This is a genomic window from Paraburkholderia sp. RL17-373-BIF-A (assembly GCF_046030175.1).
Classification (GTDB): domain Bacteria; phylum Pseudomonadota; class Gammaproteobacteria; order Burkholderiales; family Burkholderiaceae; genus Paraburkholderia.
Genome location: NZ_JARESO010000003.1, coordinates 144,035 through 166,021 on the forward strand (window position 1 = coordinate 144,035; position 21,987 = coordinate 166,021).

General features: G+C 65.5%; 19 protein-coding genes. 12 read left to right on the plus strand and 7 right to left on the minus strand.

Translation table 11 applies throughout. The features are described from left to right. Positions 1-5: 5 nt before the first annotated feature. Both bcsZ and P0D80_RS04840 read left to right on the plus strand, forming a co-directional pair. Positions 6-1,187, plus strand: a complete 1,182-nt coding sequence (gene bcsZ, locus P0D80_RS04835; RefSeq protein WP_408281712.1) for a cellulose synthase complex periplasmic endoglucanase BcsZ — start codon at positions 6-8, stop codon at positions 1,185-1,187. Beyond that, complete coding sequence (locus P0D80_RS04840; RefSeq protein ID WP_408281713.1) at positions 1,178-5,905, plus strand: cellulose synthase subunit BcsC-related outer membrane protein; 4,728 nt, start codon at positions 1,178-1,180, stop codon at positions 5,903-5,905. Before bcsZ ends, P0D80_RS04840 begins: the two co-directional genes overlap by 10 nt. A gap of 62 nt (positions 5,906-5,967) precedes the next feature. On the opposite strand, the gene P0D80_RS04845 is transcribed toward P0D80_RS04840, so the two are convergent. Next, positions 5,968-7,200, minus strand: coding sequence for a DUF2252 domain-containing protein (locus P0D80_RS04845; protein ID WP_408281715.1), 1,233 nt, complete (start codon positions 7,198-7,200; stop codon positions 5,968-5,970). Positions 7,201-7,658: 458 nt separating this feature from the next. Between P0D80_RS04845 and P0D80_RS04850 the strand changes: the two genes are divergently transcribed. The 6 genes from P0D80_RS04850 to P0D80_RS04875 all read left to right on the plus strand — a co-directional run bounded on the left by P0D80_RS04850 (position 7,659) and on the right by P0D80_RS04875 (position 13,770). After that, positions 7,659-10,322: a hybrid sensor histidine kinase/response regulator gene (locus P0D80_RS04850; protein ID WP_408281717.1), complete on the plus strand. Its 2,664-nt coding sequence runs from the start codon at positions 7,659-7,661 to the stop codon at positions 10,320-10,322. A 34-nt stretch (positions 10,323-10,356) separates the two neighbouring features. Further along, entirely contained in the window at positions 10,357-11,271 is a 915-nt protein-coding gene (locus tag P0D80_RS04855) for a DUF72 domain-containing protein (RefSeq protein WP_408281718.1), read from the plus strand. A gap of 172 nt (positions 11,272-11,443) precedes the next feature. Continuing rightward, on the plus strand, positions 11,444-12,190 hold the full coding sequence (locus tag P0D80_RS04860) for a GntR family transcriptional regulator (RefSeq protein ID WP_408281719.1): 747 nt from the start codon (positions 11,444-11,446) through the stop codon (positions 12,188-12,190). 14 nt (positions 12,191-12,204) lie between these two features. Continuing rightward, a complete protein-coding gene (locus tag P0D80_RS04865; protein ID WP_408281954.1) occupies positions 12,205-13,077 on the plus strand; it encodes a sulfite exporter TauE/SafE family protein in 873 nt (290 codons plus the stop codon). Beyond that, complete coding sequence (locus P0D80_RS04870) at positions 13,074-13,397, plus strand: DUF1634 domain-containing protein (RefSeq protein ID WP_408281722.1); 324 nt, start codon at positions 13,074-13,076, stop codon at positions 13,395-13,397. Before P0D80_RS04865 ends, P0D80_RS04870 begins: the two co-directional genes overlap by 4 nt. A 106-nt stretch (positions 13,398-13,503) precedes the next feature. Continuing rightward, entirely contained in the window at positions 13,504-13,770 is a 267-nt protein-coding gene (locus P0D80_RS04875) for a hypothetical protein (protein ID WP_132382485.1), read from the plus strand. A 45-nt stretch (positions 13,771-13,815) separates the two neighbouring features. Here P0D80_RS04875 and P0D80_RS04880 read toward each other — a convergent pair whose 3' ends face one another. The 4 genes from P0D80_RS04880 to P0D80_RS04895 form a co-directional block, all read right to left on the minus strand. Next, positions 13,816-15,171: an ATP-binding protein gene (locus P0D80_RS04880; protein WP_408281724.1), complete on the minus strand. Its 1,356-nt coding sequence runs from the start codon at positions 15,169-15,171 to the stop codon at positions 13,816-13,818. Beyond that, positions 15,168-15,881 (minus strand): response regulator, encoded by a 714-nt coding sequence (locus P0D80_RS04885; RefSeq protein ID WP_408177108.1) that lies wholly within the window; start codon positions 15,879-15,881, stop codon positions 15,168-15,170. Before P0D80_RS04885 ends, P0D80_RS04880 begins: the two co-directional genes overlap by 4 nt. 16 nt (positions 15,882-15,897) lie before the next feature. Further along, positions 15,898-16,284 (minus strand): hypothetical protein, encoded by a 387-nt coding sequence (locus P0D80_RS04890; RefSeq protein ID WP_408281726.1) that lies wholly within the window; start codon positions 16,282-16,284, stop codon positions 15,898-15,900. Positions 16,285-16,397: 113 nt separating this feature from the next. Continuing rightward, entirely contained in the window at positions 16,398-16,688 is a 291-nt protein-coding gene (locus tag P0D80_RS04895) for an EF-hand domain-containing protein (protein WP_132382480.1), read from the minus strand. 399 nt (positions 16,689-17,087) lie between these two features. On the opposite strand from P0D80_RS04895, the gene P0D80_RS04900 reads away from it, so the two are divergent. Both P0D80_RS04900 and P0D80_RS04905 read left to right on the plus strand, forming a co-directional pair. Then, on the plus strand, positions 17,088-17,423 hold the full coding sequence (locus P0D80_RS04900) for a hypothetical protein (protein ID WP_132383280.1): 336 nt from the start codon (positions 17,088-17,090) through the stop codon (positions 17,421-17,423). 373 nt (positions 17,424-17,796) lie between these two features. Continuing rightward, positions 17,797-18,051, plus strand: a complete 255-nt coding sequence (locus tag P0D80_RS04905; protein WP_408177105.1) for a hypothetical protein — start codon at positions 17,797-17,799, stop codon at positions 18,049-18,051. 48 nt (positions 18,052-18,099) lie between these two features. On the opposite strand, the gene P0D80_RS04910 is transcribed toward P0D80_RS04905, so the two are convergent. Both P0D80_RS04910 and P0D80_RS04915 read right to left on the minus strand, forming a co-directional pair. Continuing rightward, entirely contained in the window at positions 18,100-19,350 is a 1,251-nt protein-coding gene (locus P0D80_RS04910) for an arsenic transporter (protein ID WP_408281729.1), read from the minus strand. A 133-nt stretch (positions 19,351-19,483) separates the two neighbouring features. Then, entirely contained in the window at positions 19,484-20,509 is a 1,026-nt protein-coding gene (locus P0D80_RS04915; RefSeq protein ID WP_408281730.1) for a sensor domain-containing diguanylate cyclase, read from the minus strand. Between the two features lie 208 nt (positions 20,510-20,717). On the opposite strand from P0D80_RS04915, the gene P0D80_RS04920 reads away from it, so the two are divergent. Both P0D80_RS04920 and P0D80_RS04925 read left to right on the plus strand, forming a co-directional pair. Beyond that, positions 20,718-21,272, plus strand: a complete 555-nt coding sequence (locus tag P0D80_RS04920; RefSeq protein WP_132382474.1) for a cytochrome b — start codon at positions 20,718-20,720, stop codon at positions 21,270-21,272. 126 nt (positions 21,273-21,398) lie between these two features. After that, positions 21,399-21,974 (plus strand): YceI family protein, encoded by a 576-nt coding sequence (locus P0D80_RS04925; RefSeq protein ID WP_408281732.1) that lies wholly within the window; start codon positions 21,399-21,401, stop codon positions 21,972-21,974. Positions 21,975-21,987 lie beyond the last annotated feature (13 nt).

A 21,987-nucleotide genomic window follows, 5' to 3' on the forward strand; every position in this document is an offset into this window, starting at 1 on the left:
CTGATATGCGGGTTCGAATCAACAAGAAAATCGGCGTGGCGCTGACGCTCGGGCTGGCGGCGTCCGCGAGTTTCGCCAATCTCGTCAAGGTGGCGCAGACCACCGCCGCACCCGGCGCCTGCGGCGACTGGAGCGGCTATCGCGCGTTCGTCGAGCGCTTCGTGCAGGCCGACGGCCGCGTGATCGACTATTCCACGCCGGCGCAGCAAACCACCTCAGAAGGCCAGTCGTACGCGCTCTTCTTCGCGCTGGTCGCGAACGACCGCGCGACCTTCGACCGGCTGCTCGGCTGGACCCGTACCAACCTCGCGGGCAATCAGTTCGACGCGCAAAACATGCGGCTGCCGTCGTGGCAATGGGGCAGAAAAGCGGACGGCTCGTACGGCGTGCTCGATCCGAATTCCGCTTCCGACTCCGACTTGTGGATCGCCTACGATCTGCTGCAAGCCGGCCGCCTGTGGCATGAAGCGGGCTACACCCAGCTGGGCGAAGCACTCGCCACGCAGATCGCGCGTCAGGAAATGACCACCTTGCCGGGCGTCGGGCCGATGCTGCTGCCCGGACCGCAAGGCTTCAAAACCGGCGGCGTGACGCGCCTGAATCCGAGCTATCTGCCGCTGCCCGTGCTGCGCTCGCTCGCGCACGAAATGCCGAACGGCCCGTGGGGCAAGCTCGCCGACAGCGCCTACAAGCTCATCAAAACCACCGCGCCGCAAGGCTTTGCGCCTGACTGGGCAGCCTGGCAAAACGGCCAGTTCGTGGTCGATCCGAAGAACGGCGACACCGGCAGCTACGACGCGATCCGCGTCTATCTGTGGGCCGGCCTCGCCTCGCCCGCCGATCCGCTTGCCAAGCCGTGGCTCGCGGCGCTCGGCGGCATGCGCGCCCGCGTCGCGCAAACCGGCTTTCCGCCGGAGAAGGTTTCATCGACCACCGGCACGGCCAGCGGCGAAGGACCGCTCAGCTACTGGGGCGCGCTCGCGCCGTACTTCAAGGCGCTCGGCGACGAGCGCGGCCTCGGCCTCGCGCGCACGCATCTCGCCGCGCTCGACACCAGCGTGCCGGGCCGCGAACCGGTTTACTACGATCGTGTGCTGGGCTTGTTCGGCACGGGTTTCATCGACGGCCGCTATCGTTTCGACGAAGCCGGACGTCTCGTGCCGAGTTGGAGAAACGCATGCGACTGAGCGCCCTCGCGTTGTCATTGCGCCTCGCGCTGAGCCTCACGGCGGTCTGTTGCGTGGCGACGGTTTCGCCGGACGCGCTGGCGCAGGCGTCGAAAGATCCTTTGAACGTGCTGATCGATCAGGGCAAGTACTGGCAATCGCATCAGCGCGGCGACCTCGCCGAGCAGGCGTGGCAGAAGGTGCTGCGCATCGATCCCAAGCAGCCCGACGCGCTGTTCGGCATGGGCATGGTGCTCGCCGACCGCAAGGACGGCGCCGGCGCGCAGCAATATCTGGCGCGCCTGAAAGCGGTCGCGCCGAACTATCCGAATCTGGATGAACTCGGCCGGCGCCTCGGCGAATCGAGCCTGCGCGACCAGACCGTGAACGACGCGCGGCGGCTCGCGCAAAGCGGTCAAAGCGCGAGCGCGGTGCAGGAATACCAGCGCGCGCTGAGCGGCAAACCGGCCACCCCCGAATTGCAACTCGAATACTACCAGGCGCTCTCGGCCACGCCGCAAGGCTGGGATCAGGCGCGCCGCGGTCTCGAACAACTCGCGCGCGACAACCCCGACGATCCGCGTTACGCCCTCGCCTACGCGCAGCATCTGACCTATCGCGACGTGACGCGCCGCGACGGCATCGCGCGGTTGCAGAAACTGGCGGGCGACAGCACGGTCGCCGCGTCGGCGAAAAAGAGCTGGCGTCAGGCGCTGTTGTGGCTCGACGCGCGGCCCTCCGACGCCCCGCTCTATCAGGCCTATCTGCAAACCGCCACCGACGACGCCGCCGTCAAGGCACGCTTCGATTCGATGGTGCAGCAAGACAGCACGGCCCGCGCCCGCTCGCAGGAAAACGCCGCCGTCGACGCGCGCGGCCGCACGATCGCCGACGGTTTCGCCGCGCTCGATCGCAACGACGTGGCGACGGCGCGCGCGAAGTTTTCCTCGGTGCTGGCCACCAGCCCGAACGACCCCGACGCGCTCGGCGGCATGGGCATCGCCGCATTGAAGCAGGAGCATTTCGCCGAAGCCCGCAACTATCTGGAACGCGCGTCGCGCAACGGCAATCCGGCGCGCTGGAAAACCGCGCTCGACAGTGCGACCTACTGGACCTACACGAGCGACGCGATCGGCGCGCGCAGCAACGGCGAATTCGCGAAGGCGAAGTCGCTGTTCGAACGCGCGATCGCGCTCAATCCGTCCGACGTCACCGCGCAGGTGCTGCTCGGCGAAATGCTGCTCGCCAACGGCGATCCGAGCGGCGCCGAACAGGCTTACCGGATGGCGCTGCGCCGCCAGGCCGACAACCCCGACGCGGTGCGCGGGCTGGTCGGCGCACTTGCCGCGCAAGGCCGCGGCGACGAGGCGCTGCAGTTCGCCAATCAACTCAACACCGAACAGCAGTCGAAGGCCGGCGGCATCAACCGTCTGCGTGGCGAAGCGCAGGCCGCGCAAGCGCGCGCGGCCGAAGCGCGCGGCGATCTCGGCAGCGCGCGCAGCCTCTTCGAAGACGCGCTGCTGAACACGCCCGACGATCCGTGGCTGCGTCTCGACCTCGCGCGCATCTACGTGCGCCAGGGCGCGGTCGCCAACGCGCGCAGCATGATGGACGGCCTGCTCGCCGCGCATCCCGACATGACCGACGCGTTGTACGCGAGTGCGTTGCTGTCGGCGGAAACGCAGGACTGGTCCGCGGGTCTCGCGCAACTCGACCGCATTCCGGTCGCGCAGCGCACCGATGCGATGGCGACCTTGCAGCACCGCTTGTGGGTGCATCAGCAAGCCGACCTCGCCACGCGCATGGTGCGCAACGGGCAGACGCAACAGGCACTCGCCACGCTGCACGCCGCCGAGCCGGTCGCGGGCAACAGCCCCGAACTGATCGGCGTGATCGCCGCCGCTTACAGCCAAGCCGGCGACCCGAACCGCGCGCTCGGACTCGTGCGCGCCGCGATGAACGCGGCGCCCGGCAACACCGATCTGCTGCTGCAATACGCGGGCATTCTGTCCGCCACGCAACAGGAAGCCGAACTCGGCATGGTGATGCGGCGGCTCGCGTCGATGCAATTGACGCCGCAGCAACGCACCGACTTCGGCAACCTGAATCTCGGCATCGTCATCAAGCAGTGCGATGCGGTGCGTCAGCGCGGCGACCTCGCCAGCGCCTACGACGTGATCGCGCCGTGGCTCGCGGCGATGCCCGACAATCCCGATCTGCAGGCCGCGCTCGGCCGCCTCTATTCGAGCGCCGGCGACGATCGCAACGCGCTCGCCAGCTATCGCGTCGCGCTGCAACGCAAGCCCGACGATCTGAACCTGCTGCAGGCAACGATCTCTGCCGCGGCCGGCGCGAAGCAGTTCAGTTATGCCGAAACGCTCGCGAAGCAGGCCTTGAACGCGGCGCCCGGCGATCCCGGCTTGCTGGCGACGGTCGGCCGCATGTATCGCGCGGAAGGCAAACTGTCGCTAGCGTCGACTTTTCTGCAACGCTCGCTGGTCGCCGCCAACACGCCGCTGATGGCCAACGTCCCGCGCAGCCCGGCGAGCAACGTGCCGCGCGGCTGGGAAGTGGCGATGCGCCGGATCGGCGCGACGCCGCTGCCGGGCACCAATCCGTTCGAAGGCAAAACCGCCACCGTCACGCCGACCGACGCCGACAATGCCGGCGGCGGCTATAACGCCGCGCGCGCAGCGCTTCCGTATTCGCAGTCTTCCTTGCCGACACAGACCGTGCCGAACTATCCGCCGCCTACGCAACCCGCGCCTTACGTCGCGCCTTATACCGCGCCGGCGCAGCCTTATGCGCCGAGCCCGGCGCCCGCCGCCCTGCCGTACAACGCGCCGCGCCGTGGCGCCGACTCGGGTGGCTACGGCCAGGAGACTTACGGGTCGAGCCAGTCGGGTGCGCCATTGCAGCCTTATCCGGGGCAAGGACAGCCGCCGATGCAACAGCAGGCGCAGATGCCGCCGATGCAGCAGGCTCCGCAGTACAACCCGGCTTATCCGCAGCAGGCGCCTTATCCGCAGCAAGCGCAATACGGCGCGCAGGATGGTTATGCGGCCACGCCCTGGCCGATGTCGCCGGCCGCGCGCGAAGCGCAGGCCATTGCCGGTTCAATGCAAGCGCAACCGTATGGCGCACCGGGCGCGAGCACGAGTTCGAAGCGCTCGACCAGCAAGAAGCAAAGCGCGTCGAAGAATAGCCGCAATGCGCCGGCTTACGCGCAGCAGCCGTATGGACAACAGCAAGGGTATCCGCAGCAACAGCAGCCTTATTACGGGCAGCAGGCGTATCCGCAGCAGCAGGGCTACGCGCAGCAACCCTATCAACCCTATCCGGCGCAACAGCAACAGCCTTACCAGCCGTATCCGCCGCAGCAGGCTTACGCGCAGCAGCAGCCGTACATTCCGCAGCCGCCCACCGGTTACGCCCAGCCGTACTATCCGGCACAACCCGGCGCGAACGGCAACGGCAACACTTACGCACCGTCGAACGTGGCGAACACGCAAACGCTCGGCGTGGCCGAAGAGTTGGCGCAGGTCAACCGCGAGCAGTCGAGCAGCATCTCGGGCGGGATCGTGTTCCGTAACCGCAGCGGCGAGGACGGCCTGTCCAACCTCACCGACATCGAAGCGCCGATCCAGGGGCGCATCCGGGCGGGCAACGGCCACGTCGTCGTCACGGCGACGCCTGTCACCCTCGATGCCGGCACGGCCGCCGGCAATGTCTCGACGCTCGCGCGATTCGGCGCCGGCCTCTCGAACGACACGTCCACCGCGGCTGCCAAGGCGGGCAACAACACCTACGGCAACCAGACGGCGAGCGGCGTGGGCCTGTCGGTCGGCTACGAAGGCCGCAGCATCAGCGGCGATATCGGCGTGACGCCGATCGGCTTCCGCGAGACCAACATCGTGGGCGGCGCGCAATACAACGGCGGCATTACCGACAAGGTGTCGTATTCGCTGGCCGTCGCGCGCCGCGCGGTGACCGACAGTCTGCTGTCCTATGCCGGTGCGCACGATGCCGGTTCCGGCCTCGAATGGGGTGGCATCACATCGACCGGCGGCCTTGCCAGCCTCGCATGGGACGACGGCACGAGCGGCCTGTATGTGAACGGGGCGGTTCAGTACTACAAGGGCGACAACGTGCAGGGCAATGTCGCCGTCAAGGTAGGGGGTGGCGTCTACACGCGCCTGCTGAAAGATGCCGACCAGACCTTTACGATCGGCGTGAATACGACGGTGATGGGCTACAACAAGAATCTGTCGTACTTCACGTATGGCCAAGGGGGCTACTTCAGCCCGCAGGAATACGTCATTCTGAACTTGCCGATCGAATGGACAGGACGTAATGGCGCGTTCACGTACGACGTGAAGGGATCGATCGGAGTGCAGCACTACCGCCAGGATGCGTCGAATTATTTCCCGCTCAATGACGGATCCAACCGGCAGAGTTCGGCGGTAGGAAACGCAGCGCAGTTCGGTACGAGCGTGCAGAGCAACGCGCAGTACCCGAGCCAAAGCAAGACCGGCGTGTCGTATTCGCTCAGCGCAGTGGGCGAATATCAACTCGCGCCGCAACTGGCGTTCGGGGCGACGGCTTCGCTCGGCAATGCTTATGAATATCGCGAGTATCTCGCGGCGGTCTATGTGCGGTATAGCTTCAGCAAGCAGACCGGGTTACAGCCGTTCCCGCCCACGCCGCTTGTTTCGCCGTATCTGTCGTTGTCGAATTGATCTTTGCGTGTCTCACGACGGCGCGGCCCGCTTCAGGCTGCCGCCGCCGCGAGCACACCGCATCAGCCGTCATCGCGACCGGTCGCATACCGCCGGCAATGCTCCAGATAACCGGCAGCATGGCTGCTCACCAATTCGACGATGCCCGTCCACAGCCACCCCGGCGCATCGAGCGTCTTCGAGCGGTTTCTGCGTAGCTCGGTGAGCCAGCCCTTGCGCTCGGCGCTATCCATCTGCCGCGCGTGCGCCTTGCCGACCACCATCGCGAGAAAGCGCGCTACCTTCATCGCCTCGTCGCGGGTGAACTGCTCGATGGTCAACTTCATGTCCTGCGGCAGCAGTTCACGAATCACGACGGCGCGCTCCGCCAGACGCGCCGAGCGCATCCGCTCGCCAAGCGAGGGCGACAGATGCCGCGCGCCCTCCACCACCCGCTCCGCGTTATCGCGCGGCATGCGCACGCCGGGATAGCGCGGCGCGGCCGCTTGCGCCGCTTCCTTGATATCGATCAGGCACAAGTCGTCGCCCTCCACCGCCGCGCCGTCGATGTCGAGCAGCACCGCATAGCGCAACCTGCCGAGCGAACTGCAGCCCTTCACCCAGTAAGCGGCGTCGAGCACGTCCACGGCGGCCTCGTCGCCCGCGCCGCGCAGCACCGTGGCGAGCCGCGCCAGCGTGCCTTTCTCGAACAGCGCGTCGATCTCGCGCCGCTCGCTTTTCGCGAGCGGCCAGAAGCGCGGGCCGAGCGGAATGCTCGGCTCGAGATCCTCGATGCGCTCCTCCGCGAGATGGCGCCACGAACGGCGCACCGCTTCCCTCATCACCACTCGCACCGCCTCGGGCTTTTCCGCGTGGATGTCGGCGTCGCCCGCGGCGTCGTCGAAGGCGCGCTCGTAACCGTCCGCGATCGCTTCCATCATGCGTACCGTCGTCACGCCCGGCAGGTCCGAGCCGCGCGCGGCGGTCGCCAATGACAGGCCGAGGCGAATCAGGTCGTGGGCCGGATTGCCGATCACCGTTTGATCGAGATCGCGAATCTGGATTTCGACGCGCCCTTGCGCGTCGGCAACGGGTCCGAGATTACCGGTATGGCAATCGCCGCAAATCCAGATCGCGGGACCCTCCGGCAAAGCATGGCCTTCGATGCCCTCGAGCCATTCGTAGAACTTGCTGGTGTTGCCGCGTACATAAGCGTGTGCCGAGCGCGCCATTCTGGCGTTGCGGCGCGTGATCAACAACGCCTGGCGCACATCCGCTTTAGGCAGCTTGTTTCGTGTGATGTTTTTCTTGCTCATTGTGCGGTCCGCTTTTATCGACGTTCAAATTTCTGCGTGGCGTCCAGGCCCACAGTGCGCCGGTCGGCGCAGTTGAACAAATGGCGGCAGCAGGATGCGCGCCCGCGTGATGAATGCAGTCTGTAAGCGGCACGCAGCGGCCGGAATCACGCCGGCATCTTCCGCATGAAATGCCTACCTGTGAGCTTCTTTCCGCTATCCGGGGCACTCGGTTCTTCGTCCAGGTAATTCTTGCGAACCCCGTTGCGGACAGGCTTCGGCTAAACCCCATAACCCATGCGTGACGGGTCACCGGCCCGGCGTTGTGGCCTACAATTGTCGCAACCGCGTGTCAGCTATCCGCCGGCTCGCGGTGCACGGCAGAAGATTCATCCCGCCTCCTGCTGAGAGTGCAAGCGCGTCGCGCGCGCCGGCAGAGTGGGGACACTTTCATCGACGTGACCTCTGTGGAGCGCAGCATGCCATTTCCGGCACAAGACCACGGCTGCCCCGGCTGGCGCGGGCAGATGGCGCAGCGCATCAGCGCATTCGACTGGGCCGCCACCGGCCTCGGCGCCATTGAAAACTGGCCACGCAGTCTGACCGCCACGGTCCAGTTGCTGCTCGCCTCGCCGGTGCCGCTGGTGCTGCTGTGGGGCAAGCCCGGCTACATGATCTACAACGACGCCTACGCGATCTTCGCGGGCGGACGCCATCCCTATCTGCTCGGCTGTCCTGTCGAACACGGCTGGCCGGAAGTCGCCGACTTCAACCGGCATGTCATGGCCACCTGTCTCGCGGGCGGCACGCTGTCGTATCGCGACAAGGAGCTGGTGCTGCTGCGCGACGGCAAACCCGAAGACGTGTGGATGGATCTCTACTACAGCCCGGTCGCCGACGACAGCGGCGCGCCGGCCGGCGTGCTGGCGGTGGTCGTCGAAACCACCGCGCGCGTGCTCACCGAACGCTGGCGGCAGCGCGCCGAGGCCGAACTGCACGAGACCAACGAACGGCTGCAACTCGCGCTCAATACCGGCACGGTGCTCGGTACATGGGTGCTGGATGTGCACACGGGCAAGGTCAGCGGCGACGAACGTTTCGCGCGCACCTTTTCCTTTCTGCAGGAAGAAGCCGCAAAGGGCGTCGAGCGCGATGCAGCCATCCAGATGCTTCATCCGGACGATCAGGCGCTCAACGATCAACTGACCGCCGAGGCGATCCGCTCGGGCGAGCCGTTTCGCGCCGAGTTTCGAATCCGCCGGCCCGATGGCGACTATATGTGGGTGCAGGCAAACGGCCAGTGCGAATTCGACGAGCATGGCGAACCGACACGCTTTCCCGGCGTGCTGATCGACATTCACGAACGCAAGATCGCCGAACAGTCGCTGCGCCAGTTGACCGAGACCCTCGAACAGCGCGTCGCCGACGCAGTCGCGGCACGCGCGCTGGCCGAGGAGCAATTGCGCCAGGCGCAGAAGATGGAAGCGATCGGCAGCCTCACGGGCGGCGTCGCGCACGACTTCAATAACGTGCTGCAGGTGATCAACGGCAACCTGCAAATGCTTGCCGCCGACGCCGGCGGGCACCCGGCCACGCTGCGCCGCCTGTCCGCCGCGACGGACGCCGTCAAACGCGGTGCGAAACTGGCTGCGCATCTGCTCGCCTTCGCACGGCGCCAGCCGCTCTCGCCGACCGTGCTGAACCCGCGCCGCCTGCTCCGCGGCATGAGCGAAATGCTGCATCGCGCGCTCGGCGAAACGGTCCGGATCGATACGGTCCTGAGCGACGATCTGTGGAACGTGCAGGTGGATCGCAATCAACTGGAAAACGCGCTGCTCAATCTCGCGATCAACGCGCGCGACGCGATGCAGGCGGACGGCACGCTCACCGTGCGCGCGGCCAACCGAGTGCTGGATGCCGCGTTCTGCCGAGGCAAACCAGAACTCTCTCCGGGCGAATACGTGGTGTTTTCCGTCACCGACACCGGCGCCGGCATGCCGCCCGAAATCCTGCAACGCGTGTTCGAACCGTTCTTCACCACCAAGCCCGACGGCCACGGCACCGGCCTCGGCCTGAGCATGGTGTTCGGCTTCGTCAGGCAAAGCGGCGGTCACACGTTGATCGACAGCGAAGTGGGACGCGGCACCACCGTCTCGCTGTTTTTCCCGCGCAGCTGCGAAGCCGAAACCTCGGAAGCCGTCGACGAGACCGCGGCGCCGAGCGGCGGCGGCGAAACCGTTCTGGTCGTCGAAGACGATGCCGACGTGCGCCTGACCGCCGTCGAAATGCTCGCGCAACTCGGCTACAAGGTGCTGACCGCGTCGAGCGGCGACGCGGCGATCGAGTTCATCGACAGCGATGTGCCGATCGATCTGCTGTTCACGGACGTGGTCATGCCCGGCAAGGTGAAAAGCGTGGAGCTCGCGCAACGTGCCGCGGCGCGCTCGCCCGCGGTGCCGACGCTCTTCACTTCCGGCTATACGCGCGATGAAATCGTCCATCACGGCAAACTCGACGCCGGCATCACGCTGCTCTCGAAGCCGTACCGGCGTGACGATCTTGCCCGCAAGGTGCGGGGCGTGTTGCGTGCCGGCGCGGCCACGCCTGCCGGCGTGTCCTTGTCCGTGTCCGTCGCCGATGGACAGATCGCCGCCTGCGTGCCGCCCGCCGTGTACGACCCAGGCAGAGAGTCCAGGCAGGAAAGCCAGCATTGCGCTACCGAGGCTGCATCCCAAAGGAAGGCCCCGTGGGGGACGGCGCGCTCGCCCGGCACGCCGGCTCGCGTGCTGCTGGTCGAAGACGACGCGGATTCACGCGAAGCATTCAGTGACCTGCTGAACGCCCTGGGCCTCGATTGCACCGCGGTCGCGAGCGCCGAAGAAGCGCTGCCGCTCGTGCCCGCGCAACACTTCGACATCCTGTTTACTGATCTCACGTTGCCGGGCATGTCCGGCGACAGCCTCGCGCGCGCCATGCTGCGCCAGCAGCCGGGTATCCGCGTGCTGCTGGTGTCGGGCTACGGCAAGAGCGCGCAGATCGGCGACGCCATTCCCGGCGCGCGGCTGCTCGGCAAACCGCTCGATATCGCGGAGCTACGGCGCGAACTCGCGGACTGGATCGATCACACCGAAGAAGCGTCCTAGCCGGCGCACGCCACGCATTCAACCGACTTCGCCGATGGACATTCGCTGCGGCACCGCGGGCTGGACCGACAAGACGCTGATTGCCTGCAAGCGCTTTTATCCGCGCGGCAGCAGCAGCGCTGAAGCACGTCTGCGTTTTTATGCATCGCAGTTCCCGCTGGTCGAAGTCGATTCGGCTTACTACGCCATGCCATCGGCGAGCAATGCGCAATTGTGGTTTGAGCGCACGCCCGAAGGCTTCACCTTCAACTTCAAGGCGTTTCGTCTCTTCACCGGACATCAGACTTCGCCCGAAGCGCTGCCGAGAGACATCGCAATGGCGCTGCCGGAAGGCATCACCGGCCCGCGCAAGAAGAACGTCTACTACCGCGACATGCCCGACGACATCCGCGATGAACTGTGGCGGCGCTATCTGGAAGCGCTCGAACCGTTGCGCGTGAGCGGACGACTCGGCGCCGTGCTGTTCCAGTTTGCACCGTGGATCACGCGCGCGCCGGATGGCCTCGCGCTGGTCGAGGAATGCCGGGCGCGCATGGCGGGCTACATGATGGCGGCGGAATTTCGCAATCAGTCGTGGTTCGATGACGAGCATGCGGCCTGGTCGCTCGAGTTTCTGCGCGAGCGGGGCATCGTGCATGTGATCGTCGATGCGCCGCCGGACGTGAGCAACCGCGTGCATACCGTGTGGGAGGCGACGAATCCTGAACTCGCGATGGTGCGTCTGCATGGGCGCAACACGCAGACGTGGAGCGCGACAGGCGCGGCGAGCGCCGCGGATCGCTTCGACTATGACTACAACGAAGCGGAACTGACGGAACTGGCCGTCCCGATCCGCGCGATTGCGAGACGGGCAGGACGCACGCATGTCATTTTCAATAATTGCTTCGAGGATCAGGGGCAGCGGAATGCGCGGACGTTGATGGAGATTCTGGGAAATGATTTCCCGTAGCAATCGCGCTGAACACTCCAATGATCGTTTCGCCGCCCACGCGAGGCGCGTCAGTATCTTTGCCGATCGAATCCCTTCAGCCTTGACCTCATGACGATCGCAGCCAGGCACTGACGCCGCCCCTCAAAACCGGCCCTTGACACCAAGACATCATGACGTCATGATGTCTAACATGACCACGGACCGCAGCAACCAGCTCCCTCTCTACGCGCAAGTCGAAGCGACCCTCGCCGCACGCATCGCCGACGGCACCTATCCGCCGGGCACGCAGCTACCCAACGAAGCCAGCCTGCTCGCCAGCTTCAACATCAGCCGCACCACCCTGCAGAAGACGGTGCAGAACCTGATCGCGCGCGGCCTGATCGAAATCCGCCGTGGCAAAGGCACCTTCGTCACGCAGCCGCGCCTGACCCAGCCGCTCACCGAACTGAGCGGCTTCGTCGAGGACATGCGCGCGCACGGCCGTCATCCGACCGCCCGGCTGGTCGGCAAGCAGATCGAAAAGGCCAGCGAAGCGGTGGCCGGCAAGCTGTCGCTCGCACCCGGCACGCCGGTCGTGCACATCCGGCGCGTGCGCATCGCCGACGGCACCCCGCTCTCGTTCGACGAAACCTGGCTGCCGCAAGACATCGGCGAAAAGATCATGCAAGACGATCTGGAGGCCGAGCCGATCTTTACGCTGCTCGAGCAAAAGTACGGCATGCCGCTGATCGAGGCGGAGTACCGCCTCGAAGCGATCGCCGCCGACAAAGCCGTCGCTCGGGCGCTCGACATCGCGCCCGGCAGCCCGATCTTTCTCATCGAGCGCACCTCGTATGGCGACGGCAACCGTCCCGTCGACTACGAAAAGCTCTACTACCGCGGCGACCAGATCCAGTTCGTGACCCGCCTTGCGCGGCGCAAGCCGCGCGGCCAATGACGGGCACGGCGGCGATGGATCTGCACTACACGTTATGGCTGTTCGCGGTGTCGCTCGGCGCGAGCGCGCTGGGCGGCATGCTCGGCATGGCGAGCGGCATTTTCATCGTACCGGTCCTGACCATGTTCGGCCACGTCGATATCCACGTCGCGATCGGCGCCAGCATCGTCTCGGTGATCGCCTGTTCGTGTGGCGGCGCCGCGCCCTTCCTGCGCGAACGCCTGACCAACGTCCGGCTCGCGCTCGTGCTGGAAACGGCGACCACGCTCGGCGCGCTGTCGGGCGTGCTGCTGAGCGGGCTGATTCCCGTGCCCGCGCTGTACTTCATTTTCGCCGTGATCCTGCTGTTGTCGGCGCAGCAAATGCTCGCACGGCGTATCGATCCGGCAAGCGCCGCCGCAACCGCCGGCACGCCCCGCGCCAACTCGTGGGGCGCCTCGTTGCAGCTGGATTCGAGCTATCCGGACCGCGCGCTCGGACGCGACGTCGCGTACCGTGTGCAGCGCGTGCCGCTGGGCCTGTCGCTGATGTACGGCGCGGGTCTGATTTCGGCGCTGCTCGGCATCGGCAGCGGCGTGCTCAAGATTCCCGCGATGGATACCGCGCTGCGGCTGCCGATCAAGGTCTCGTCGGCGACCTCCAACTTCATGATCGGCGTGACGGCGGCGGCCAGCGCCGGCGCGTACTTCCTGAGGGGCGAGATCGTGACCGCGATCGCCGGTCCGGTGGCCTTGGGCTCGGTGGCCGGCGCGCTGCTCGGCGCGCGCGTGCTCATGCGCGTCTCCAACGACCGGCTGCGCGTGTTGTTCGTCGCGGTGCTCGCGGCGCTTGCCGTGCAGATGCTGCTCGAAGCCTTCGGCGTTCACCTGTTCGGAGCGTCGGCATGAGCCGCATCGCGCGGGCCGGCGCGCGGCTCGAACACTGGCTGGCGGCGCTGCTGCATTACGGCACGTGGATCGCAACGGGCACGACCGCGCTCGGCCTCGCCATCGCCCTGGCCGCCATGCGGACCCCCGGCGCCAGTCATCCGGCATCGGCCGGGATGCCTGTCGTGACTATCGGCATCGCGCTTTTTATCCTGCTGCCGGTAATGCGGCTTATATTGATGTTAGGCGTGTTCCTGCATCAACGGGATTACCGGTTCAGCGCGATCGCCGCACTCGTGCTGGTGATCGTGGCCGCGGGATTGGTGGTCGGCGCGGCGTGAAATGCGCGGCACGCACGCGCCCTGGTATGATGCCCATCGTGCGCCTTCCGTGGAGTTCGGTTCACCGGTGCTCCTCATGCAGCTTCCTATCGTCACGAGAACCATCATGCCCGTCCAACCCGACAAAGTCCCCGCTGCCAGCGCCACGCCGGACAAGGCCCCGCGCAAGGTGATGCCCATCGCCGCGCGCAATCTTCTGATGGTGGCCGTCGGCATCGTGGTCTTCGCGATCGTGGCGACCGTCGTGCTTTACGGTCCGATTACGTACGGCGACGAGATTCCGAACTTCGGCATCATCCTCATGTTGACCGTGCCGGTGATCGCGGGCGTGGCGTTCCGGGTCGGGCTGGATGCATGGTTCGACCGGAAGTGAGCGAAGAACGCGCAGCAGCGCAACGACGCCTCGCAACGGCCACTTTTAGCGCGTCGGGGCGCTAAGGGGCAACACCACCCACACCTCCAGCCCGCCGCCCTCGCGCGCATGAAACTCCAGACTGCCGCCATGCAGCCGCGCGATCCGCTCGACGATCGCCAGTCCCAAGCCGGTGCCGCCGCTATGCGAACGCGCATTGCGGCCGCGCTGAAACGGCGCCTTCAGTTGCTCCAGTTCCTGCGCTGAAAGACCTTTGCCGCGATCGCCGACCGCCACATACACCGCCTCGCCCGTCGCCCAGCTTCGCACCGCCAGTCCGGTTCCGCCGTATACGATCGCGTTTTGCATCAGGTTCATCAGCAGCCGCATCATGCTGATCGGCCGGTACGGCACAGCGGGCAAAGTCGCGAGCGACAGATCGAACTCGTGACCCAGCCCCGCGAAATCCCCCGCGAGCCGTTCGACCAAGGCGTTCAGATCGCCGGGCTCCGGCTGCTCGCGCTCGCCGCTGCCCGCGTAATCCATGAACTGCTGCAAGATCGTTTCGATCTGATCCAGATACGATTCGGCGGCGACCACGAAGCTGCTGTCGCTGCCGCTGGGCATCGCCATGGCCATCGAAAGGCGCAGCTTGGTGAGCGGCGTGCGGATGTCGTGCGAGATGCCGGCGAGCATCAGCGCGCGCGTCGCCTCGGCTTGCTGCAACGCCTGCGTCATCTGATTGAAGGCGCCGCTCACCGCAGCGATTTCCGTGGGGCCGTCTGTCGGCAGCGGCGCGGGCGTCTCGCCGGCGCTCACGCGGCGCGCCGCCCGCGTCAATTCCTGAAGCGGCCGGTTGAGGTGGCGCTGGATCACATAACCGGTCAATGCCGCCAGCGCGCCGAGCCCGAGCGAGAGCACGATCGCGGCGTCGAGTCCGTTGCCCTGCGCGTCTTCGGGAATCGGCAGGGCGATCCAGTACGGCGTTTGCGGAGCGTCGGCCGGCGCGTGCATACGGATCCACAGGCGCTGGCCGCCCACCAATTGCCAACGCGTCGGCATGTCGGCGGGCAGGTGCGCGCGCAGGCTCTGGAGAAAGATGCGGCGCTGATAGACGCGATACGCGCCCATGAAACTCGGCGGCGGCTCGGCGACGGCTTCGTCCGGAACCTGTGCGCGCATGTCGAGGCGCGTCGTCAATTCTCGACGCGTGTTGGGCGGCGTGGCGGCGAGCAGATTGTCGAGTGTGGTCACATAAGTGGCGAACACGGCCGCCGCGCGCTCGACCCGCGGCCGCTGCACATAATGCAGCAACACGGCGAGCGAACACACCTGGCTCAGCATCACGAGCGCGATCAGCAGCGCGATATTGCGCGCCAGCAGCGTTCTCGGCAGCAACCTGTGCAGCAGCGGGCGCGTCATGAGTCGACGTCCGCGACCAGCATGTAGCCCACGCCCCACACGGTCTTGATGAAGCGCGGCTTGGACGGATCGTCCTCGACGATCTGCCGCAGCCGCAGCACCTGCACGTCGATGCTGCGATCGAGCGCATCGTGCTCGCGGCCCCGTGCGCGCGCGAGCAGATTGTCGCGGCTCACCGGCCGGTTCGGCGACGACGCGAGTGCGACCAGCAGCAGCATCTGCGCCGAGTGAATATCCAGCAACTCGCCCACGCGCGAGAGCTGCTGCTTGGCGACATCGAGCGAAAAATCGCCGAAGCGCACGCTTTGCGACGTCACGGTGACTTCGCCCGAGGCGATCTTCTGGCGGCGCAGCAGCGCGTTGATGCGCGCCACCAGTTCACGCGGCAGGAACGGTTTGGCGAGATAGTCGTCGGCGCCGGTTTCGAGGCCGACCACCCGGTCGAGCGGATCGCCCTTCGCGGTCAGCATCAGGATCGGCAAGGTCTGCCCCTGCTCGCGCAAGCGGGCGCAGATGGCGAGACCGTCCTCTTCGCCGATCATCAGATCGAGCACCAGCAGATCGAATGGTTCGCGCTCCAGGTAGCGGTCCAGACGCTTGCCGTCCTCGGCGACGCGCACGTCGAAGCCGTGCCCGCGCAGGAAGCGCTGCAGCATGTTACGCAATTCGACTTCGTCGTCGAGCACGATGATTTTGGCGGGGCGATCCATGCGAAGGCTCCTCGGTTCAGGCTAGGCGTCGGGCGGCGTTTTCCGCGCCGCATGCCGCTCGGAGAGGCGCTGCAACAGCACGTAGAACGACGGAATGAACAGCACGGCGATGCAGGTGGAAGCGAGCATCCCCGAAAATACCGCAATCCCGAGCGAACGGTGCGCGCTGGCACTTCTCCTGATACGACCTCGCGGTCGATTCATAGCCGATACCCGCGGGCAGAATGCGCGCGGCTTTCTGCTCGAACGTCACGATCGCGTCGTCCAGCACGATGCCGGCTTCCAGCGCATTCGCTTCGGGTAACTGATAAATGGCGATGCCCGCGGCCGGCTTGCCGACGCGAACGCGACCGCTAATCGACGCGCCGGCGACGTGCAGATGGCGGGACGTGGCAGGTTTCATCGCGCGTTTTTATTGGTTTCAGAGGACGGCTGATGGTTCGGCAGGACGGCTCGCGCGCCGGCGGCACACCGCGCCGCGCCACGGCCTCATGGTCCCGCCGATGCTCGCGCGCTTCAGTGCGTTGCCCCGCGTTGCTGCATGAATGCCTCGATCTGCGGCAGGGTGATGTAGCCCGCCTTCTGCGTATCGATCTCATCGAAATGCTTGGCGACCATCGGCATGCCCGCGGCGGCCTGGTCCTTGGTGAGCTTGCCGTCGTGCGTGGCATTGGCATTCGCAAAGCGCGATTGCAACTGCTGCACCATGCGCTCCATGCGCTGCGAGTCGCCGCCTTGAGGCGCGGCTTGAGCGAACGTGACGGTGGATGCGCAGCACAGCAACACGATAGCGATCAACTTCTTCATGACTGACTCCTTCGATTGAGCCATCGAGCGTCGCCTGCCGTTTGCCGCGATCCGTTTCGATGACAGGCCGAATTCTTGGGGAAGCGTCGCCTGAAGGCAACTTCAGAATCATGTCGACTTATGTCATGGCTTGCGTGACCGCGTCACAAGCCGCCACGCTTGCCACCACCGCAAATGCAGCATGCGCTCCATACACACACGCACGCCGCAACACCGCCTCGGCGTGACATGGAATGAAATGAGTTTGCGATGCCGTTTTCACGGCGCTTTGCGTATCTTTCGTCTGCCGGCGCCGTCAGCGCCTCGTCGCAACGGCTGAGCTCTCACGTCACCCGAGCCAGCCGGCCCGCCTCTTCACCCGAAGACGCATCGCACCGCTCAACGCATCAGGAGTACCAATTGACTATTCGCCTCGTTTGCGCCTCAACTGTCACCGCCATCGGCCTCGCCTGTTCGTCGACGGCGTTCGCCCGCGTGGTCGTCTATATGCCCGCCGCCGTGATCTACGCACCGCCGCCGCGCCCGGTCTACTACTCCGTGCCGGTCAATCCAGTGTATGTGGTGGCGCCCCCGCCGGTTCCCCTTCCCGTGGCCGTTCCGGTCGCGGCAACGGTGACGGCGCCGAAGCCCGTCCCCCTGTACACCACCGTCGTCGTACCCGCGCCAACCAACTACGCGATCGTGCCCGCCCCCGCGGTGACCTACGCTCAGCCCGTCATGATGATGCCGCGTTAGGCGCGCTCAGCGTCTTGTCAGCCGATGTGCTGGTTACAACAAAAGCCGCTGAACCAGCATAGGACATGCTGTTGGGGAGAACGCCTGGTGAATTCCCGTTGTCCTGAAGCATGTCCGGCGACGTGATGCGGAGCGCGAGTCCGTGTTGCAAAACTCCGAACGGACCCTTGGAATAAAGCGGTGGGTTTCGCGGTTCTAGAGGAAGGCCAAATGCGATGCGATTCCGTTCCAGCGCGTGCGGAACATCGTTGGCTAAATGTCGCTTGTCACGTGGCGCATGTCCATTCGTGGGACATAGCTGTCCAACCATTGGACTCGCGAGTGGCTTGCGGACAGATGTCGGCCCGGCCACCACCCTTTGGGGGAACATCAGATGAACTACCAGGAACTCGACAAGGAGATCGCCCACCTCGAACGTGTGTTCGGGATGATCTCCAGCAACGATCGCATTCCGTTGTCCTATTGGCACAATCGCCTGCGAAATTTGCCCAGGCCGACGTTGATGCCGACACAGCGCGAGCGTATCGCGCGGCTCGAGGAGACGCTGCGCTCGCTGAACGAAGCGGACGAAGCGGACGAAGCGTCGATCGCCGAAGCGCCGCTGCGTCCCACCGGTACGCGGTGGTAACCGGGCGGCCCGGAAGCCACCGCCGCCCTCGACGCTCGATTCACGCCGTCAACCAGTCAGGATCCGCGCGCCGAGCGCCAGCACGAGTGCCGGCAGCATCACCAGCGCGCCCACCTTCAAAAACTTCATGAAGCTCACGTCTTCGCCCTCGCGGCGAATCGCGTTGAGCCACAGGATCGTTGCGAGTGAACCGGTGATGGACAGATTCGGGCCGAGGTCGACGCCGATCAGCAGCGCGTCGATCACACGCTCCGGGCTATGCGCCTGCATCACGGTCGAACTGGCGATCAGACCCGCCGGCAAGTTGTTCATCAGATTGCTGCCGATCGCGATGACGCTGCCTGCCCAGCCCGCCGTGGCCAGTTCGTGATGTTGCGCGGCGCGCTGCGTCAGTTGAGCCGCCGCCGTGATCACGCCGGTGTGATCGAGCATTTCGACGAGCACGAACAGCGCGGCCACCAGCGGCAGCACGCTCCACGAGATTTCGCGGATCATCGGCAGCGGCGACTTGCGCTCCTGAATCAGCACGACCAGCGCGGTCAGCGCGCCGAGAATCGCGGTCGGCATGCCGAGCGGAACATCGAACGCCGAGACCGTCAGCAGCGCGACGGCCGTCACCGCGATGCCCGCGAGCGCCACCTTGCCGCTCGACGAGAGCTCCACCGGCTCCAGATTCGCCTCGCAGGCGCCGGCGAGCGCGTCACGCTGGGTCCAGCGCAACATCACGTAGGTCGCGACGATCGACAGCAGCGAGGGCAGCGTGAAGCGCATCAGCCAGGCGCCGAGCGCGGGCGTGTGATTGCCGTACAGCACGATGTTGGCCGGATTCGAGATCGGCAGCACGAAGCTCGCCGCATTGGCGATGAACGCGCAGACGAACAGCAAGGGCAGCGGATGCGTCTTCGCCTTTTTGGCGGCGGCGAACACGGCCGGCGTGAGCACGACGGCGGTGGCGTCGTTCGAGAGAAACGCGGTGATCACCACGCCGACCAGGTAGACGAGCAGGAAGAGCTTGCGAGGGGAACCCTCGGCATGGTTGACCGCGAGCACGGCGACCCAGTCGAACAGGCCTTCACGGCGCCCCACTTCCGACAGCAGCATCATGCCGAAGAGAAACAGATAGACGTCGGTGCCCTTGCCGATCGCCTCGAGCGCCAGATGGACCGGCAACAGACCGAGCGAGACCAGCAGCAGCGCGCCGGCCACGGCCCACACGGCTTCGGGCCATTTGAACGGCCGCGTGATGACGCCCGCCGTGGCGGCGGCGGCGATACCCCAAGACAGGAAAATGGAATTCACGAAGTGAGCCCAGGATGATTGATGACGCGCGAGCGCGATGTCCGGCATGGCCGGGCGAACTCGCCCATGTTGCGGTGGTCGCAGGCGCTGACATAGCAAGTTGCGCGCCTATGGCCGTGCCGTTGCGTTCGCTTCATCCCACGCGGTTCACCGCCGCAATGCAATCGCGGCCGTTATCTTTGGCGCAGTACAACTGTGTATCCACCAGATTGACGAAGGCTACCGGATCGGCCGCCTCGGCCGGAATCGTGGTGCCGACGCCGAAGCTGGCGGTCACCGTCTGGCGGAACGGCGAGCGCTCATGCGCGATCTCTTCGGTCGCAATACGGTCGCGGCAACGCTCGGCCACCTGGCGGGCGGCGTCAGCGCCGGTGTTCGGCAGGATCAGCACGAACTCTTCCCCGCCGAAGCGGCCGACAAAGTCGCCCGGCCGCACCGCGCTGCTCAACACGCCGGCGACTCGCTTCAGGCACTCGTCGCCCTGCACGTGTCCGTAGTAGTCGTTGTAGGACTTGAAGAAGTCGATATCGACCATGATCAACGAGAGCGGCGCCGCATGACGCAACGCCGCGCTCCATTCGCGCTGCAGGCGCGCGTCGAACGCGCGGCGATTGCCGACGCCCGTCAGGCCGTCCACGAACGAGAGCGCCTCGAGTTCCCGTTGCAGCGCGGCCACTTTCTCCTCGGTCTTCTTGCGCTCGCTGATATCGAACATGAAGCCGACCAGCGACTCCACCTCGCCGCGCGCGTCGCGCACCACATGCACCACGTCGCGCAGCCACACGTACTCGCCCCGGCTCGTCAACGCGCGATAGTCCGCTTCGTGATCGGTGCCCGCCTGAGATTGGGCGACGCAGAATTCGACCACCTTCTCGCGGTCTTCGGGATGCATGCGCGCGGCCCAGTCCTGCACGGTTTTCCAGCTCGAGGGCGCCCAGCCCAGCAGGGCTTCGATCTGCGGGCCGATATAGGCGAACTCCATGGTCGCCCAATCGATCTTCCACGGAATCGCTTTGGTCGATTCGAGCAACGTGCGGTAGACAGCCGCGTCGTGCTCCATGTAGCCTTCCACCCCGGCCGCGGCAGTCGCCACGGGTGCCACCTCGTGGCGCAGAAAATCCGCGCCTAGCGCGATGTTGTTGTTTTCAATCCTGTTCATCGGTCTCGACTCTCCTGGCGGTTCAGCCGGCAAATTAACACAGCGGACGACCTACCGGCCCATTACGGCCGCCGCGCCGCTTTATTCCAGCGACATTAGCGTCACGGATACAACAATCTGTTCCTTTCTCCCCGGCTATTCAGTTTTCATTGGCATCCCTACCATTCGCATTCACTTGCAATACCCGATAACCCACGAACGTTAAAGAATGAAATCCAGCCCCGTCCGTTCAGACCGCTACCACGGCGCCGCCATTGCCTTGCACTGGCTGATCGCGGCGTTGATCATCTGCGGCTTCTATATCGGCTGGATCATGACCGATATCCCCGGCTTCACGCCGACCAAGCTGAAGTATTTCTCCTGGCACAAGTGGATCGGCGTAACCGTATTTGTGCTCGCCGTGGCCCGCGTGCTGTGGCGCGCCACCCACCGCGCGCCGGCGCTCGACAGCGCCACGCCCGCATGGCAGAAGGCCGCCGCGCATCTGGTGCACGGCGTGCTGTACGTGCTGATGCTGGCGATTCCGCTGTCCGGCTACTTCTATAGTTCCGCCGCCGGCATTCAGGTGGTGTATCTCGGCATCGTGCCGCTGCCTACCTTCATCGGCCCGGATCAGGCGCTCAAGGCAAGTCTGCGCACGGTCCACGTGCTGCTCAATTACACCTTGCTCGCGCTGGTGGCGATGCATGTGGCGGCGGCGCTCAAGCATCAATTCGTCGATCGCGACGGATTGCTCGCCCGAATGATTCCGTTCCTCAAGTAACGGCAGACGATGGCCACACAGCAGCAGACAGCGGCGGACAGCCGGCGATTGGCTACGGCTTGTTGGCAATCTAATTCCCAGCGGTGCGCAATCAACGCACGCGGGTTCGATAGGATGCGTACCACCATGAAAGCAAACTTTTACCACTCCGTTCAACGCGTGACGCTCGCCGGCATCACGGCCTTTTCGCTGCTGGGCGCAAGCCTCGCGCATGCCGATGTCGACACGGGCAAGAGCAGCGTAATTGCCACCACGAAACAGATGAACGTGCCCGTCGACGGCAAGTTCAGGAAATTCTCGGCGCAACTGAATTTCGATCCGGCCAAGCGCACCGCGGGCAGCGCCAATGTGTCGATCGACACCGGCAGCTACGACCTCGGCGCCGACGACTACAACAAGCAGGCCCAAGGCAAGGAATGGTTCGACAGCGCCACCTTCCCGGCCGCAACCTTCGTCTCCAGCGCGATCGCGCCGGCCGGCGGCAACCAGTACAAGATCACCGGCAAGCTCACCATCAAGGGCAAGTCGCAAACCGTCGTGGTGCCCGTCACCATTGCCAGCCAGGGCGCCACGCAAACCTTCGACGGCGCGTTGCCGATCAAGCGCTCGCAATTCGACGTCGGTACTGGCGAATGGAAAGACACGTCGGTGGTCGCCGATGAAGTCGTCATCAAATTTCACATCGTCGCTTCGAAGAAATAACTCGACACGAAGC